Origin of the sequence: Peribacillus deserti (assembly GCF_002863585.1) — a bacterium.
Classification (GTDB): Bacteria; Bacillota; Bacilli; order Bacillales; family DSM-1321; genus Paraperibacillus; species Paraperibacillus deserti_A.
This window is the reverse complement of sequence record NZ_PGUY01000053.1, coordinates 1-15,580: the sequence shown is the minus strand read 5'-3', so window position 1 is coordinate 15,580 and position 15,580 is coordinate 1. Positions and strand designations below refer to the sequence as shown.

Sequence of the window (15,580 nt, the reverse complement as noted above, 5' to 3'; positions counted from 1 at the left end):
AAGTCTTCTTTATCAGGTGTCTGCTTTTCTTTTAGCGTCTTGCCTCTAATTAAAAAAGATCATCATTCAGCTTTTGGATGGATCTTTTCTTGGAAAGCACCGTCCTCCGCTTTTCGATCAGGTGAGACCCCGCGGGCGAAGCCGAGGAGGCTTAGGCCGCCCGCCCCGCGGAAAGCGAGCATCCTCACGTTCCAATCAACCCCTGATTAAACACACCAAAGTTTGCGAAAACAGCCTTTTGTTTAAAAAAAGATTGATCTAGGGTAAAAATGCAAGGAATATTGTAAATATTGATTAACTCGTCTCTACTAAATTGAGGTTTTCATTTTTTACATAAGTGTTAAAATGGGAATACTGCTAAGAATTACGAAAGGTGTCTTTAAAATAATGAATAGAAAATTAATCGCTCTAACTGTACTTAGTTCTATACTTCTAGGAGGCTGCCAGGCAGGAGATCTGCCTTTTGTGAAGAATGATAAAGGGGAACAGGAGAAAAATCAAAGTGAAACCGGCGGTCATTCTGACAAAAAGGCTGATAAAGAACCTGACGATTTACAGGCCAGCAGTGAAATGACGATTCCATCAAGCTCTTATAATGTAACTACAGACATAAATGGCAAGAAAGTAATTCAAAATTCCGACAATCTTCTTATCCTTGTCAACAAGGAATATGCGCTTCCCGGAGATTATGCTCCCAAGGATCTGGTCAAACCCAATGTGAATTTCTCTTTTGGAGACTCAGATGACGAAAAATCCTTTCTTAGACAAGAGGCTGCAAAGGCACTTGAGGATATGTTCCAAGCCGCAATGGGAGAAGGGATAGAATTGTTTGCCGTATCCGGATACCGATCTTATCAGCGCCAGGAGGTCCTATTCAATGCGGAAATCCAGCAGGTGGGCCGGGAAAAAGCTGAGCAGGCTGTGGCGCTTCCGGGAACAAGCGAGCATCAGACAGGGCTGAGCATGGACATATCCAGCAAGAGTGAAGATCTACTGTTGACACAATCCTTTGAATCAGTACCCGAAGGAATCTGGCTGAAGGAAAATGCCTATAAATATGGCTATATCATGCGGTATCCCAAAGGTAAAGAAGATATCACTGGATATGAATACGAACCATGGCACTACCGCTATGTAGGAAAAGAAACAGCCAAAATCCTGCACGACAAAAACTACACACTCGAAGAATACTTCAAAACAGGAAAAAAAATATAAAATTTGATACAATAAGAAAAACGTAAGCGCCTTGGCCAGACCCGGCAAGCACAAGACAAGCATTTCTTGGGAAATGGTTATCTTCCCATGGACTGATAGGCTTATGACACGAGGGAGTCAGTTTGGAGCTGGACAAGAAAAAAACGTAAGCGCCTTGGCCAGACCCGGCAAGCAGACTAGCCGATTAGTAAGTGAAGGCGAAGACGGAAGCTTAGCCGCATTATGCGCCGGAGGCTAAAGGTCAGCTCTTTTAGTGTATGGGAGCTGGGGAAATAAAGGATGAGATAAGGTAGTAGAGAATGCCGGCATTAAGCCAGCCTAACGATTGCGATACGTGCTGGCAGCAAGAATATAGGATTACTGTCCCTGAAAGTGGTGAAGGAAGTGGAAGAAGAAAGACAGCAGGAAGACCAGCAAGAACAACCCGAGCAGAAGCAAGAGAATCAATCAAGATATATTCGGATCAAAAAATTTCCTTTTTTTATGGGGATATTTTTGCTGATCTTCCTTACAGCCGGCATAACGCTGCTTGCGTTAACTTTTGGTGATGAAAAACAGGTTCAGCCAATAAGCCGGGAACGCCAAGAATTTGAAAAACTGTATTCTACCTATGATACTTTAAACAAAGACTATTATACGGATATTGATCAAGATAAAATCATTGATGGGGCCATCAAGGGCATGATTACTTCTTTGGATGATCCTTATACGGATTATATGGATGAAAAACAGGCAGAGAGCTTTCATGAGAATATTTCTTCCAGCTTTGAAGGGATTGGGGCTGAAGTCCAGCAAAAGGATAATCAAATCACGATTGTTTCTCCCATCAAAGGATCTCCAGCAGAGAGGGCCGGCCTTAAGCCCAGGGATGTAGTTCTAAGTGTGGATGGCAAAAGTCTTGAAGGAATGAGTGCCAATGAAGCTGTTCTCTTGATCAGAGGAAAAAAAGGCACCAAGGTTAATCTATCTGTCCTTCGTGAAGGAAATACCCAGCCTATCAAAGTCAGTATTACTCGGGATACTATACCCATTGAAACGGTCTATGCAAAAATGCTGAAGGACAAGATCGCCCGTATTCAAGTAACCAGCTTTTCTGAAAGGACAGGCAGTGAATTGGAAAAGTCGATGAAAGAAATGCAGGCCCAGGGTATGAAAGGTATGGTATTGGATCTCCGGCAGAATCCAGGCGGCTTATTGGATCAGGCCATGAAGATTGCCAGTCTCTTTGTGCCAAAGGATGAAGTAGTTTTCCAGGTTGAGTACCGAAATGGCAAAAAGGAAATTGCTAAATCACAGAACACAGGCGGAAAGCCGGAATTCCCGGTTGTAGTGTTAGTGGATGAAGGCAGTGCCAGCGCATCTGAGATTGTCGCAGCTGCTCTAAGTGAATCAGCTGGTATTCCTCTGGTGGGTGTTAAGACTTACGGCAAGGGCACCGTCCAGACAACCGAAGAATTCAAAGACGGTTCGAACGTCAAATTTACGATGGCTAAATGGCTGACTCCGGAGGGAAATTGGATTCACAAAAAAGGGATTAAGCCAAATGTCGAAGTGAAGCTTCCTGAGTATGCTAATCTGCCATTTATATCACCAGATAAGAAATTAAGCATTAACAACTCTTCAGAAGAAATTAAAGCGGGTGAGCAGATGCTTGCGGCGCTAGGGTATAAACCTGGAACCGTCGATGGATTCTTTGATAAAAATCTTCAAACAGCGGTTAAACAATTCCAGAAAGATGCCAAACTGCAGCAGACTGGAGCTATCGAAGGAAAAACGACTATCGCTTTGATGGATAAAATAAGAACTAAAATCCAAAACAACGACGTACAACTGAATAAAGCGGTCGAAACAGTTAAAAAGGAACTTGCAAAGTAATGCTTCTCCTATGTCCCTGTCAATGATGGCAGGGATTTTTTATTTAGGCTGGATGTATATGAGGGCTTATGTACAGGGACAAAGGTAAAGAGAAAGAGATAAGTATAAGAGATAGGGAAAAAGCAGGAAAGGGGAAAAGCATAAGACAAAGAGAATAAGATAAGCATAAGACAAAGAGAATAAGCATAAGAGCTGTTAGTTAAGCAAAACGATCAATGTTTAAGCATAAGGGCATTTACATAAGCATTGGAATTCCGAACATAAGCATAAACCACGAAAACATAAGCATAAATCTCCCAAACCCAAGCATAAAAGGCAAAAACATAAGCATAAAACCTTAAAACATAAGCGTAAGCCACTTCGGCACAATGCCCGTTTTATGAAATCCCCTCAAATTTTCTCCTATGAAGTAGATTTTTCAAAGGTTAACATTTATTTACTAAGAAATAGCAACAAAAAGCCCAAAATACTCATTTTTCTTTCAATATTTAACCTCATCCAGCATCATATCTAAAAAGCCCCTTGTCCCACCGAAAGCGCCAGCTGCCACTCCAAAGTAGCCTGTTGCCACTCAGTACCAGCTGCCACTCCAAAGAAGTCCGCTGTCCCACCAAAGCGTCCGCCGTTAATTTTCCCGCAGTCGATCCTAAGCACCAGCTGACACACCCAAAAAGCCCACTGTCCCACCCAAAGCGCCACCTGCCACTCCAAGTAGCACGTTGCAACTCAGTACCAGCCGTCCCTCCAAAGTATCCCACTGTCACACCAAAGCGTCCCTCTTCAATTTTCCCGCTGTCCATCCTAAGCACCAGCCGTTATTACCAAACAGCCTACTGCCATCCTAAAGCACCAACTGTCACACCCAAACAGCCCACGCCACACCCCAAGCACCAGCTGTCACTACCGTAACAACCCCGCTGCCACTTCAAAAAAGCCGTGAACCTGGTACAGTTTCTAATGAATCAGGCCCCGATTGTATCCGACAATCCAAATATACCACTCAATATGAAAATGCCATTCAAATATGATACTATTTAAGAATAATAACTGATAAAGGTGAATGAATAATGAGTAAAATAGATGTATTTATATTAAGTGGATTTTTAGGCAGTGGTAAAACTACACTGCTAAGCAGTGTTATTCAGCAGGAAAAAGCAGCGGGCCGGCAGATTGCGGTTCTCATGAACGAGCTTGGCAAAATGTCGCTTGATTCTTATTTGATTGAAGAGGGAATTCCTTTGAAGGAGCTATATGACGGCTGTATATGCTGCACCCTGCAGGACAAGGTGGAAGTCCAGCTTCATGACTTATTAATGGAGCCTGAATTGGATGCAATTTATATTGAAACCACTGGTGCAGCGCATCCTGTGGAGGTTCTGGATGCAATCATGTCACCCATGCTTGCAGAAAAATTAAATTATAAAGGAATTGTTACGGTAGTGGATCTTGTTCGCTGGAGCAGCAGGGATTCATTAAGCCCCCAGATCCGCCAGCTGCTGGTGGAACAGATTTATCATTCCGATTTCATCCTGCTTAATAAGATGGATCTTGTCAGTGAGCTGGAGGCCGCACAAAGGCTGTACGAAATTCAATCACTAAATTCGAAGGCTTCTATATTACTGACTACATCCCAAAGAGAAGCACTCCGCTGCACATATCGGTCATCAGCTCAAACTGCAAACACTCTTATACGAATTCACAAACGAAATCAGCCAGACAGGTTTTGAGGAATGGGTAAAAGGGCTTCCGGAGACTGTATACAGAATGAAAGGGTTTGTTCAGCTTAAGCAATACAGGAAACCGGTGCTGTTTCAATATTCCTACGGCACTCCTTTGTATCTGCCTCAGGAAATGAAAATGCCTCTTAAATTGGTAATCATCGGTGAAGGCTTGAATGCTGAAAAAATGTATAAAGATCTTCAAGAACTTGAAAAAGAAGAATGAGTTTCACGTTCATACAAATTGTTTGTATTGGATTAAAGCAGGGAATACCATCAATATACTCTATAATAGGAGGTATTTACGTATGCCCTGGAATAAAGATGACTATCCTAATTCCATGAAGAACTTGGACGAGCCTGTTAGGGAAAAGGCGATTGAAATCGCAAATGCCTTATTAGAGGAAGGCTATGAAGATGGACGTGCCATCCCAATTGCTATCGATAAGGCTAAAGAATATGTGAAAGACCATGGAGCTTCCTCTAAAAAGGAAGGGTAACGTTCAAATAAATTTGCAAAATAAGTATCCCGGCTATTGGCCGGGTTATTTTTTTGATACTATAAAGAGAATAATACCGGGTTTTTAGTGAAAGGAACGATCATGTTTGAGAAAAGATAAGATAAATGAATTAGTGGCCTATCATAGACATTTTTATAGAACCACTAGAAATGAACTACAGCAGATATATGGGAATGTGATCAATGGCAATGAATTTAGCGTGCTGCGGTTCCTTTATATTGCCGGACCTCAAAAGGCTTCCGCCATCTCACAGGATTTGAAGGTCTCAGCCAGCCACATCACTAATGTGACTGATATTCTTGTCAAAAAAGGGTATATTACAAGAAAAAGAACGGATAATGACCGCCGTATAGTGAAAATAGCTCTCACAGAAGAAGGCGGCAAGCTGTATGAAGAAATGGCTGAGAAAAGGGCAGCGTATTTTAAAGAGCTATTTGCCGTATATACGGAAGAAGAGCTTATGGCTTTTATTGATTTGTATAAAAAGATGTTATAGCAAGCAAGAACTCCTGCTGGAATATAGTACGGCCTGTCGATTGGACAGGCCGTACAACCGGTGCTATTTCATAGCGCCAAAAGCGGCAAAAGTCATTTCATCCCCGACAGTGCCGCATGTACCGCATTGAATCTTAAATTGAGGTCCATTATAACGGAAATGGTACGGACTTAGGTTTTCACTTGCAATCTCTTCTAGTATGCTTCCGGAGACAGGGTCTATTTTTACATATGAAGGAATCTGTTCAATAAGATTAAAGCGTGATCTATTTGTTTTACAATTTGGACATCTATATGGCTGTGTCATCATTTACCTCCACATTTTTCTAGTAGTATCTGTAATGGAGGTAAATATATGTATATGAAATTTAATAGTGATTGGAGAAGGATATGGAAGAATACGAAAGGAATAAGCACTTATTAGAAAGTTATTTATCACTTTGGAATAATCGTACGTATAGTGAAAGCAGCGTTCATGGGGAAGCTCATTTAATAGAATTGATCAAAAGGGAGTTATTAGATGAAAATTCTCATCCAAGAATCAGAAAATCGAAGCAGGAAAAATTCTTTCTAAGTACAGAGAGAATTATTCATTCTCCCCTGGATGACTCGATGAAAGTATCGTTAATTTCTTTATATACGGAGATATATACGAAAATTTAAGAGCAAGCCAGCGGATTTTCAATGAAATATTCTTTAAATTTTGTAATAAAAATGTAATATAGATTACATAGGACTCTTATAAAAAAATCTGTCAATAGTAGTTTAATAGTATGTATTGGTATAACACCTATAACTGTCCAATACATGATATTTTTATAAAAATGGCCAGCAATAGCCAAAGCAGCGAAAACCCTTTATATGAAAGGGTTTTTTGTATTTGTGCACATAAATGTTTGTAAAATCTACCCTCTTTACCGCCATTATAAACACATTGGAAAAGAGTGGGTCTAATATTACAAAAATCCCGTGTTATGATGATTTTGCAAGAGAGACACATAAACTTACAGCAACTAAGGGAGGAAATAATAGAATGAAAAAGAAATTCCTATTATCAATCGCAGCAGCTGCAGCTGTTACATTTTCAGGAGCAGCAACTAAACAAGCAGATGCATCTACAATTACTAATGCTAAGCCGACAGTTATGCAGTTTAATAACTATCAAGACTTTAATAACTATGTCAAATCTTATCTAGCAAAATACAATGTTAATTGCAACTTTGCTCCAGCACCAGCTAAGCAAGCGGCACCAGCACCAGCTAAGCAAGCGGCACCAGCACCAGCTAAGCAAGCGGCACCAGCACCAGCTAAGCAAGCGGCACCAGCACCAGCTAAGCAAGCGGCGCCAGCACCAGCTAAGCAAACTACTACAGCTCCAACAGCTTCTACTGGACAGTTAAGCGCTTATGAGCAAAAAGTTGTTGAATTAACAAATGCTGAACGTTCTAAGCAGGGTCTTGCTGCATTAAAAGTTGATGCAGAATTAAGCAAAGTAGCTCGTATTAAATCTCAAGATATGCATGATAAAAACTATTTTGATCATAACAGCCCAACTTACGGATCTCCGTTTGATATGATGAAGAAATTTGGCATCACTTATAAATCTGCTGGTGAAAACATTGCCCAAGGGCAGCCGACTCCAGAAGAAGTAGTAAAAGCTTGGATGAATAGCTCAGGCCACCGTGCTAACATCTTAAACAGCGGTTACACTCACATTGGTGTAGGATATGTTGCTGATAAGCACTACTGGACTCAACAATTCATTTCTAAATAAGAAAAGATCAAAAGGGGACTAAGTCTATGATATGGACTTAGTCCTTTTTTTATCCTTCTGAAACATCAATCTCGGATAACTGAAGATCCTGGCTTTTTTGGATTCTGATTTCCAGAACACCGTCTTTACATACCGCGTGAGCACCTTTTTTCTTAACTAGTGAGGGGAGTGTGATTACTTCCCTTTCCTCTTGACCAGGCAGTCCTTCTAAGTACACTTGATGTGAGGTATGGAAGATTTTCAATCCTTTTAATTGTTCTGCATCTTTAATGGGGATTCTGATAAACACATGGTCATGTGTTTCAAATACTGCTGTTGTGCTTTTGTTATTGCCCGAAGTACCCTGAGGTTTAGACATAAATCCAAATGCAGGATTTGTCTGCTGTGAGAGCATTTTCTGTGTATCCGGGATGAACTGGGAAAAAAACTTTTCTATATACGATTCCATATCATTTGGATTCATTTTGCTCAGCATATCACCTGCATTTTTATTAAATGGAAAGAGAAGATTCCATGGAGACATTTTCATTCCTCCCTCCTATATATAAATAATGCTTATATATCTTATGCGCCTGGATGCCCAATCGTTATCCTCAATCTAATTGCGTGCAGTCATCCGGCATGAAAAAAGAGCCTTCCCTAATGGAGGCTCCTGCTTTATGATTGATTTTCTAACTCAGAATATTTCCTGCGCTGGACGGACACGAGCCTGAAGGATAGTGTAGCGGCACCAGCAGCGAGTCCGGTTATTAAGCCAATCCAATAGCCGAAAGCTCCAAGTGAAGTGTATGCTGCAAATAAGTAACCTGTCGGCAGGCCGATAACCCAGTAAGAAATTAACGACATGTATAGGGTCACATTAACATCCTTGTAGCCCCGCAATGCTCCCTGAATCGGCGCTTGAAGAGCATCTGAAAGTTGGAAGAATAATGCGAAAATCAAAAAATGCGAAGTCAATCGCAGAACTTCCGGATCGTTTGTATAGAGTGAAGCAATGTGGTTTCTTAAGGCAAAAAGAACAATCCCGCATACAAATGCTAAGCTGACTGCAGTACCGATTCCAAGGTAGGCATATTGAATGGCATCTTTAATCCGTCTGGCCCCGGTCTCAAATCCCACAACTATGGTTAAGCTCATGGATATCGATAATGGAATCATATAGAGAAAAGATGCAAAATTAAGCGCGGCCTGATGAGACGCTATGATTGTTGTACTATAATTGCTCATCAACAGGGTGACAGCTGAGAAAATGCTTGTTTCAAAGAATATGGAAAAACCAATCGGTACCCCTATTTTTAATATCGAAAGCCATTCTTTGAAGGATATGGGATAAAAAACTCTAAATACCCGATATGAAGTAAAGGGTGAATTTCGATAAATAACCATAATTGCAACAATCGTAATGATCCAGTAGGTAATAGCTGAAGCATAGCCTGCCCCAACACCGCCGAGCTCGGGTAAACCAAAATTTCCAAAAATAAGCATATGGTTCAGCACCACATTAATAGGCAGTGAAAGCAATGTAATAAACATGGAAACCTTTGTCTGGCCGAGAGCATCGATATAGGCCCTCAAAGCGTTATAAACAAATAAAGGAACCATTCCAAAAGATAACGCACACAGGAAATCATGGGCAACTTCATGAACTTGATCGGTTAAGTTCATAAGATTGAGAACGGGATTTAGAATAAACGAACCGGCTAAAATCACAAAAAGCGCCATAAAAAAGGAAAGATAAACCCCTTGTGTAACCGAATAAGGTACTTCCTTATGTTTTGCTGCTCCTACCTGCTGGGCAACAATAGGTGTAATGGCAAGCAATATCCCGCTCAGCCCCGTAAAGACTGGTGTCCAAAGGGAACTTCCGATTGCTACCCCGGCAAGATCTGATGGACTGGCGTTGCCTGACATCATGGTGTCAAAAAAGGTCATGGAAAATAACCCAAGCTGCGTTAATAAAATGGGAAGTAAAATACTGACAAATTGTCTCAATTTTTCTTTTTTCGAGTATGTCTGGAACATTAGATACCTCTGTTGGAAATTTTTCTTCGTGAATGAGAAAGATTATAGCACAATTTTCAAGTCTTAACCGATAAAATGTAACTAGATGTTATTCATTATCTATTAAAGAGGGTAAATCATGAAAAGAAAAATTGTTTTTACAGGCGGAGGCTCGGCCGGTCATGTGTCAGTCAATGCAGCCTTAATTCCAGAATTCCAAAAAAACGGGTGGGAAATTTACTACATAGGGTCCCGTGATGGAATAGAGAAATCAATCATTACGGCCAATTTCCCCGAAGTACAATATCTGAGTGTCCCTGTGGGAAAATGGAGAAGGTACTTTTCCTGGAAGAATTTCAGTGATCCTGTACTGGTTATGAAAGGGTTCCTTGAAGCAAGGAGGTTCTTAAAGAAAATAAAGCCTGACTTCATTTTTTCAAAGGGAGGATTTGTATCAGTACCTGTAGTTTCTGCAGGCAGATCATTAAAAATTCCAGTAATTATTCATGAATCAGACTACACACCGGGGCTGGCAAATAAACTGGTTTTCCCCTTCTCGAAAGCGATATGCACCACCTTTAAGGAAACCGGCCAATTTTTAAAAGGCAATAAAAGCATACATGTGGGTGCTGTCCTAAGAGAAGGCATATTCCAAGGGAATGCAGGGAAGGGCCGCCAGCTTTGCGGCTTTACAAATACAAAACCGGTATTGGCGGTTATGGGAGGAAGCCTCGGCTCTTTTAAAATCAATAACCTCATTGAACAAAATCTTACAGAGCTCATTAAACATTTTAACATTATCCATTTTTGTGGAAAGGGAAATGTCAATGGAGCCTTGAGACAGGATGGCTATGCTCCTTTTGAATTTGTGAACGAAGGCTTATTTGACCTCGTGGCTGCTGCAAGTATAGTTGTTTCCCGTGCAGGGTCGAATTCTATTTTTGAATTCCTTGCTTTAAAAAAGCCAATGCTCTTAATACCGCTTAGTGCCAAGGCATCAAGAGGGGATCAGATCATTAATGCAAGAAGTTTTGAAAAAGCCGGATACTGCAGGGTTATCGAGGAAGAACAGCTGACAGATGAATTATTTCTGAAAGAACTTTCCTATCTTTCCCGGAATAGAGGACAAATCCAAAAAAGGATGTCACAGGAGAAGGAATTTAAACGAACAAACGAAATGTATGAATTGCTGGTAAATCAGATTGATCAGCAGCCAGATAATAGAGCATTGTGAGTTGAGGGAAGATGGTTTCTCAGCCAAGTCAGCCTGTAGAACGCAGGACTGGTATGCTCGCATTTTTAGCGCGAAATCTCTTTTTTTCAGCGGTGAATTCTATTTTTTTGCAAAAAAGTTATTTTTCTCTATTTTCTATCATAGTTTCATAGTAGAAAGCTGATAGGGGGAAGTAAGGATGGCATATACCTATTCAAAAGGCTGGTTTATTCAGCAATTAAAAGCACTGGGGATTTCTAAGCACCCAGTTGAAAGAAGAAAGCTGGAGCTATACAGGACACCCATATTAAGAAGTCTGTATTCAGAGCAGTCACAGAAAAAAAAGCCAGAAATAGTAAGCAAAAAAAGGCGGTATTGATGGCTGAACCATTCAATACCGCCCTTTTTCATGTATAGATTAAAATTATGCTTCAAGAAGATGCTGATCGGAATCTCCAGAATGGTTTTCCTGGCGAAGCATGTGGAACGTAAATAAATCTTTTGAAATCTCAAATAAGTCAAAGATGACTTCTGGAGTGTTTAATTTATCATATAACGGTTTACGCGTTTCATTGGCCAGCACAGCATAAGGAAGTTTTTTTGCGGCATGGACAGATCTTAGGTTTTGCTTGCGGATTCTCAGGAAAACATGTTCTACTCCTAATTCATAGAAAACCTCATTAAAGAATGCTTCTTTAGCAATCTTATTGTAGCCTTTGCCGTGGAAATCTTTCCCCAGCCAGGTGCCAAGAAAACCGGCGTTTTCTTCTATATCGAATAAGGATATGGTCCCAATCGGGGTACCCCATTCATCTGTAATTGTCCGGGAAATTAGTTCGCCGCGTTCTTCAGCTTCAATAGTTTGTTTTGTAACGAATAAGTATTCGTCATACGATTGGACTTTTTGGCGTACAAACGGGAAAACATCCGGATGGGTCATTAATTCATAAAGAGCATGGCAGTCTGTTAACTCTCTTTTTTTTAGCATTGAACTATCCCTCCGTCTTCTGAGGGCAGATTTCGCTCTATGAGCCCACCCTCGAAATTTTTCAACAAATTCAGCATTAAAAAATTTCGGGGTGGGAATCGAACCCACTAGAACCGGATGTACCGATGGCTCACCATTTGCCTTCCCTAGCGCGGCATACTAACAGACGAGCCGTTTATATGCCTTTTTAAAACCAACATGTACATGTCGGTGAATGAAAAAAAATATACCATACGAACGTATAATACTAGAAAAAAACCAAAAAGGAAATAGGAATTTTTACTATTTTTTCGTCATTTTTCGGCTTCTTTTTTATAAATGATTTTACCGTCGATCATGGTGAATAAGGGCTTGGAAAGAAAATGGAACGGATGGTGAGACCAAAGGGTAAGATCGGCATCTTTTCCTGGTTCTATACTTCCGATTTTATGTGAAAGACCCAGGTTTTTTGCAGGAAGAATCGTAATACCTTCAATTGCCTTTTGTTCAGGCAGACCTTCACGGACTGCAATGGCTGCACATATATTCAAGTATTGAATGGGAGTGTAGGGATGATCAGTTGTTATGGAAACCTCTATCCCATGTTTTGATAAAATATCGTATGTGCTCCAGCTTTTATTCTTTAACTCTACTTTAGATCTTCTAGTCAGTGTAGGTCCGACTGAAACCATTAAACCAAGCGGGGCTAATTCTTCGGCAATTAAATGCCCTTCCGTACAATGTTCGATTCTAAGATCTAAATCAAATTCTTCGGCCAGACGGACAGCTGACATAATATCATCGGCACGGTGAGCATGGATCCTTACAGGCAGTTCCCGTTTAAGGGCCATAACTAAGGGAGCTACCCTCATGGCCTCGGGATTATCACAATATTTGGCTTCATTGAACGTTTCGCGCAGCATGCCCATGATTCCCATTCTGGTAATAGAATCTTTGTTAGAATTACTATGGGTCCTTTTTGGGTTTTCTCCAAGGGCAATTTTAAGCCCGGCAGTCTCCTTAATAATCATGTTGTTAATATTCCTGCCAAACGTCTTAATTACTGAAGTGGTGCCCCCGATCACATTAGCGCTTCCCGGCATTACGTGGGCAGTTGTAATCCCGTATTTAATGGCCTCCGTAAAAGCCTGGTCCAGGGGATATACTCCATCCAAAGCTCTGATATGCGGAGTCATGGCTTCAATAGATTCATTAGCATCGTTGCCTGCCCAGCCTGTGCCTTCATCATAAAGTCCAAGGTGGGTATGGACATCAATAAAGCCTGGGAAGAGATAAGCTTTATTACAGTGGATGATGGGTATGGAAGAATCAGGGTGCTGCCTTTCTAATCCAAAGCCAACATCTTTAATCAGCCCATTTTCAATATATACATCCGCACCATGAAGCGGCGGGGAGGTCACCCCATGCACATATGCATTCTTCAATAACAGTTGATCCATATTGACGTCCTCTCCGTTCATTGTCAGTTCCGGGCCGGGAGTAAAAAATATAAAAAATATAAAAAATATAATGCTGCCTGGACGCTGCCTTAGTCATATATGCGGATTAATCGACATAAATCCGCCAGCTCTTGCAAATTGATTTAAAAAAATCATGTGTCAAAAGAAGGTAGACGTGAAATTTGTTGGAATTTTTGTTGTTTCATTTGTTGGAAATGACGGTATAAAAAGGTTAAATACTAGTAGATGAATATTTTCAGTGATTCAACTACAAAAAAGGAGTGTTTTGAATATGGTAATAAAAGCTGGAAGTTGGAGAATGCTTACTCATCAAGATAAGATGTTTATCCTAAGAGCCATCAGTGATCGATCCAAGCGAAAAAAACAAGAAGGAATGGAAAATATATGACAAGTTAAAGGTGACTGATAAGTCGAGCTTTGAAGGTTTATCGGTCATCTTTTTGCTTGAACTCACCCTGAAACGGGAGACAAAAATGACAGTAAATAATCTGACGCTATATCATCCTTATAAAGGTATGTACGTTGAAAAATCAATATTCATGAAGCGCTCCTCCAATGCTTGACTTGGTTAATAGGATACCGTCTAAAACTTCTTTTTTCCTCAGGAACTCTGCCTCCCAATATGTAAATTTTCTTCACATATAATCAGTCTTTCCAAAGTATAAATAAAAGACTAGCTTTTTTATTTAGACGGAAATAAAAGGGGCCATTTAATGAATATCCAAAACTATTATAAAAAGTCCTCAAGGATCAACTACTATACCTCCTGGGTTTCATTAGTGATAGCTGTTAGTTTTTTTGTACTGCATATATTCAACAAAATTTATGGGAATATCCTTTATATGACAGGACCTTTTATAGTGATAAGCGCAGCTGCTTATTGGCGCTTCAAATTAAACGAAAGCAGGGGTCAGGAAACCCAAAGCCGCCCTGAAGCATTCGGGCTGTTTGAAGAAAGTAACATCCTGCTTGCATTTCTGCCCGCTCCTACACTAAGAATTCTTCTTTTTGAACCTGGAGGAAATGTAATCGGAGAGATACGGGATATCAATATGAAAAGTTATTTATGGTTCATACCCTATCCATTTACAGAATTGATTCCAAGGCGCTATGGCTTATATGATCGTGAAGGTACACTCATCTCAAATTACACAGTAAAAGGGATCTTTGCTGAAAAGATGATTATCCGGAATAACGATGAAGAAATTATCGGAATATATAAGGAGGAATTATCCAAATCTGTTTTTAAGATGCAGGGCATGGTTTTTGACAGCACTCAGAACCCATGGATTCCTCTTAAAGCAGGAGCATGGCAAAATGGCTTTACATTAGAGGATTGTCAAGGGAAAAAAATTGGTTCCTTGCAGAAAGGAATCATGCCGCTGGAATGGGCAGCCAGATTTAAGGAGCCTAATACCCCGATTCTTAGATTCCATGAGCTTGCAGAGGACACGGAAAAAATGGCGGCGTTTGGAATATGTGCTTCCCTTTTCAATAGTGAGTCAAACTAAGGACAAAGCGTTCTGCTGTTCTTCTAATCAGTTTTTTTGGTATAATTCTTAAAAAAACAAGAATGAGGTAAATCATGTCGCTTTTAAATGAAATATTAACCCATAATGAACAATTTGTAGAAAACCAAGAGTACAGAAATTTCCAGACCGATAAGTTCCCAGATAAAAAACTGGTTGTTCTCAGCTGTATGGATACTCGATTGGTTGAACTGCTTCCTAAAGCACTAAATTTTAAAAATGGTGATGTAAAAGTTATTAAAAATGCTGGTGCTGTTATTGCGCATCCATTCGGGTCTATCGTCCGCTCTCTGGTTGTAGCAGTGTATGAGCTTGGAGCTGAGGAAATCTTAGTGGTGGGCCATCACGACTGCGGAATGTCTGGAATGGATCCTGATAGAACGATAAGTTCAATGAAACAAAGAGGAATTACCGAGGAAACTCTAAGCACACTTGAGCATGCAGGCATTGACCTGCACAAATGGCTCGAAGGGTTTAAAAATGTAAGTGAAACGGTAGCTCATAGTGTGTCAGTCATCCAGAACCATCCACTGATTGCTAAGGATATACCGGTTCATGGACTGGTAATTGATCCAGCTACAGGAAAGCTGGATGTTGTAGTGGACGGGTATAAATAATAAAGGCTGTTTTCGCAAACTTTGTTGCTATTGAACAAGAGGTTGATTTCCTCTCCAGGATGCTCGCGGACCTTAGGGGCGGGCGGTGAGCCTCCTCGGCTTCGCCTGCGGGGTCTCACCTGATCGAAAAGCGGAGGACGGTGCTTTTCAAGAAAAGATCCATCCAAAAGCTGA

General features: G+C 40.6%; 18 protein-coding genes and 1 pseudogene. 12 read left to right on the top strand and 7 right to left on the bottom strand.

Going from position 1 to position 15,580, the window contains the following annotated elements; translation table 11 throughout:
- Positions 1-62: 62 nt before the first annotated feature.
- Entirely contained in the window at positions 63-188 is a 126-nt protein-coding gene (locus CUU66_RS24990; RefSeq protein WP_257968043.1) for a hypothetical protein, read from the bottom strand.
- A gap of 199 nt (positions 189-387) precedes the next feature.
- On the opposite strand from CUU66_RS24990, the gene CUU66_RS17030 reads away from it, so the two are divergent.
- A complete protein-coding gene (locus CUU66_RS17030) occupies positions 388-1,215 on the top strand; it encodes a M15 family metallopeptidase (RefSeq protein ID WP_101644339.1) in 828 nt (275 codons plus the stop codon).
- A 384-nt stretch (positions 1,216-1,599) separates the two neighbouring features.
- Positions 1,600-3,090, top strand: a complete 1,491-nt coding sequence (locus CUU66_RS17025) for a S41 family peptidase (protein ID WP_257968042.1) — start codon at positions 1,600-1,602, stop codon at positions 3,088-3,090.
- Positions 3,091-3,600: 510 nt separating this feature from the next.
- Here the strand turns inward: CUU66_RS17025 and CUU66_RS24345 are convergent.
- Entirely contained in the window at positions 3,601-3,777 is a 177-nt protein-coding gene (locus CUU66_RS24345) for a hypothetical protein (protein WP_180955335.1), read from the bottom strand.
- 380 nt (positions 3,778-4,157) lie between these two features.
- Between CUU66_RS24345 and CUU66_RS17020 the strand changes: the two genes are divergently transcribed.
- The 4 genes and pseudogenes from CUU66_RS17020 (at position 4,158) to CUU66_RS17010 (ending at position 5,825) form a co-directional block, all read left to right on the top strand.
- Complete coding sequence (locus CUU66_RS17020; protein WP_308302512.1) at positions 4,158-4,817, top strand: CobW family GTP-binding protein; 660 nt, start codon at positions 4,158-4,160, stop codon at positions 4,815-4,817.
- Complete coding sequence (locus CUU66_RS25225) at positions 4,747-5,034, top strand: GTP-binding protein (RefSeq protein WP_308302514.1); 288 nt, start codon at positions 4,747-4,749, stop codon at positions 5,032-5,034. Before CUU66_RS17020 ends, CUU66_RS25225 begins: the two co-directional genes overlap by 71 nt.
- A gap of 82 nt (positions 5,035-5,116) precedes the next feature.
- Positions 5,117-5,302, top strand: a pseudogene (locus CUU66_RS17015) (DUF2188 domain-containing protein); the annotation flags it as partial.
- A gap of 112 nt (positions 5,303-5,414) precedes the next feature.
- Positions 5,415-5,825: a MarR family transcriptional regulator gene (locus CUU66_RS17010; protein ID WP_101644335.1), complete on the top strand. Its 411-nt coding sequence runs from the start codon at positions 5,415-5,417 to the stop codon at positions 5,823-5,825.
- Positions 5,826-5,888: 63 nt separating this feature from the next.
- Here the strand turns inward: CUU66_RS17010 and CUU66_RS17005 are convergent, their stop codons facing one another.
- Positions 5,889-6,131, bottom strand: a complete 243-nt coding sequence (locus CUU66_RS17005) for a DNA alkylation repair protein (RefSeq protein WP_101644333.1) — start codon at positions 6,129-6,131, stop codon at positions 5,889-5,891.
- 83 nt (positions 6,132-6,214) lie between these two features.
- On the opposite strand from CUU66_RS17005, the gene CUU66_RS17000 reads away from it, so the two are divergent.
- Together CUU66_RS17000 and CUU66_RS16995 are read left to right on the top strand one after the other, a co-directional pair.
- Positions 6,215-6,487 (top strand): hypothetical protein, encoded by a 273-nt coding sequence (locus CUU66_RS17000; protein WP_101644331.1) that lies wholly within the window; start codon positions 6,215-6,217, stop codon positions 6,485-6,487.
- 370 nt (positions 6,488-6,857) lie between these two features.
- Positions 6,858-7,598 carry a CAP domain-containing protein gene (locus tag CUU66_RS16995; protein ID WP_101644329.1) on the top strand — a complete coding sequence of 247 codons (741 nt, stop codon included), beginning with the start codon at positions 6,858-6,860 and terminating at the stop codon, positions 7,596-7,598.
- A gap of 49 nt (positions 7,599-7,647) precedes the next feature.
- Here the strand turns inward: CUU66_RS16995 and CUU66_RS16990 are convergent, their stop codons facing one another.
- Complete coding sequence (locus CUU66_RS16990; RefSeq protein WP_142383742.1) at positions 7,648-8,121, bottom strand: Hsp20/alpha crystallin family protein; 474 nt, start codon at positions 8,119-8,121, stop codon at positions 7,648-7,650.
- A 134-nt stretch (positions 8,122-8,255) separates the two neighbouring features.
- Positions 8,256-9,620, bottom strand: a complete 1,365-nt coding sequence (locus CUU66_RS16985; RefSeq protein ID WP_101644324.1) for an MATE family efflux transporter — start codon at positions 9,618-9,620, stop codon at positions 8,256-8,258.
- Between the two features lie 118 nt (positions 9,621-9,738).
- Here CUU66_RS16985 and CUU66_RS16980 point away from each other — a divergent pair, with 118 nt between their 5' ends.
- Together CUU66_RS16980 and CUU66_RS16975 are read left to right on the top strand one after the other, a co-directional pair.
- The gene (locus CUU66_RS16980; RefSeq protein WP_101644322.1) at positions 9,739-10,833 is read left to right on the top strand and encodes an undecaprenyldiphospho-muramoylpentapeptide beta-N-acetylglucosaminyltransferase; all 1,095 of its coding nucleotides are present in this window, start codon (positions 9,739-9,741) and stop codon (positions 10,831-10,833) included.
- Positions 10,834-11,011: 178 nt separating this feature from the next.
- Positions 11,012-11,191, top strand: a complete 180-nt coding sequence (locus CUU66_RS16975) for a YflJ family protein (RefSeq protein ID WP_101644320.1) — start codon at positions 11,012-11,014, stop codon at positions 11,189-11,191.
- 45 nt (positions 11,192-11,236) lie between these two features.
- On the opposite strand, the gene CUU66_RS16970 is transcribed toward CUU66_RS16975, so the two are convergent.
- Entirely contained in the window at positions 11,237-11,800 is a 564-nt protein-coding gene (locus tag CUU66_RS16970; protein ID WP_101644318.1) for a GNAT family N-acetyltransferase, read from the bottom strand.
- Between the two features lie 293 nt (positions 11,801-12,093).
- A complete protein-coding gene (locus CUU66_RS16965; protein ID WP_101644316.1) occupies positions 12,094-13,239 on the bottom strand; it encodes an amidohydrolase in 1,146 nt (381 codons plus the stop codon).
- 734 nt (positions 13,240-13,973) lie between these two features.
- Between CUU66_RS16965 and CUU66_RS16960 the strand changes: the two genes are divergently transcribed.
- Together CUU66_RS16960 and CUU66_RS16955 are read left to right on the top strand one after the other, a co-directional pair.
- Positions 13,974-14,771 carry a hypothetical protein gene (locus tag CUU66_RS16960; RefSeq protein ID WP_101644314.1) on the top strand — a complete coding sequence of 266 codons (798 nt, stop codon included), beginning with the start codon at positions 13,974-13,976 and terminating at the stop codon, positions 14,769-14,771.
- 74 nt (positions 14,772-14,845) lie between these two features.
- On the top strand, positions 14,846-15,406 hold the full coding sequence (locus CUU66_RS16955; protein ID WP_101644312.1) for a beta-class carbonic anhydrase: 561 nt from the start codon (positions 14,846-14,848) through the stop codon (positions 15,404-15,406).
- The last annotated feature ends 174 nt before the right edge of the window (positions 15,407-15,580 follow it).

Coding starts and splice junctions, on each gene's coding strand:
- CUU66_RS17020 (WP_308302512.1), top strand. CDS start 4,158: ATGAGTAAAATAGATGTATTTATATTAAGTGGATTTTTAGGCAGTGGT.
- CUU66_RS16990 (WP_142383742.1), bottom strand. CDS start 8,121: ATGTCTCCATGGAATCTTCTCTTTCCATTTAATAAAAATGCAGGTGAT.
- CUU66_RS16970 (WP_101644318.1), bottom strand. CDS start 11,800: ATGCTAAAAAAAAGAGAGTTAACAGACTGCCATGCTCTTTATGAATTA.
- CUU66_RS16960 (WP_101644314.1), top strand. CDS start 13,974: ATGAATATCCAAAACTATTATAAAAAGTCCTCAAGGATCAACTACTAT.
- CUU66_RS17030 (WP_101644339.1), top strand. CDS start 388: ATGAATAGAAAATTAATCGCTCTAACTGTACTTAGTTCTATACTTCTA.
- CUU66_RS17000 (WP_101644331.1), top strand. CDS start 6,215: ATGGAAGAATACGAAAGGAATAAGCACTTATTAGAAAGTTATTTATCA.
- CUU66_RS16980 (WP_101644322.1), top strand. CDS start 9,739: ATGAAAAGAAAAATTGTTTTTACAGGCGGAGGCTCGGCCGGTCATGTG.
- CUU66_RS16965 (WP_101644316.1), bottom strand. CDS start 13,239: ATGGATCAACTGTTATTGAAGAATGCATATGTGCATGGGGTGACCTCC.
- CUU66_RS16985 (WP_101644324.1), bottom strand. CDS start 9,620: ATGTTCCAGACATACTCGAAAAAAGAAAAATTGAGACAATTTGTCAGT.
- CUU66_RS16955 (WP_101644312.1), top strand. CDS start 14,846: ATGTCGCTTTTAAATGAAATATTAACCCATAATGAACAATTTGTAGAA.
- CUU66_RS16995 (WP_101644329.1), top strand. CDS start 6,858: ATGAAAAAGAAATTCCTATTATCAATCGCAGCAGCTGCAGCTGTTACA.
- CUU66_RS16975 (WP_101644320.1), top strand. CDS start 11,012: ATGGCATATACCTATTCAAAAGGCTGGTTTATTCAGCAATTAAAAGCA.
- CUU66_RS17005 (WP_101644333.1), bottom strand. CDS start 6,131: ATGACACAGCCATATAGATGTCCAAATTGTAAAACAAATAGATCACGC.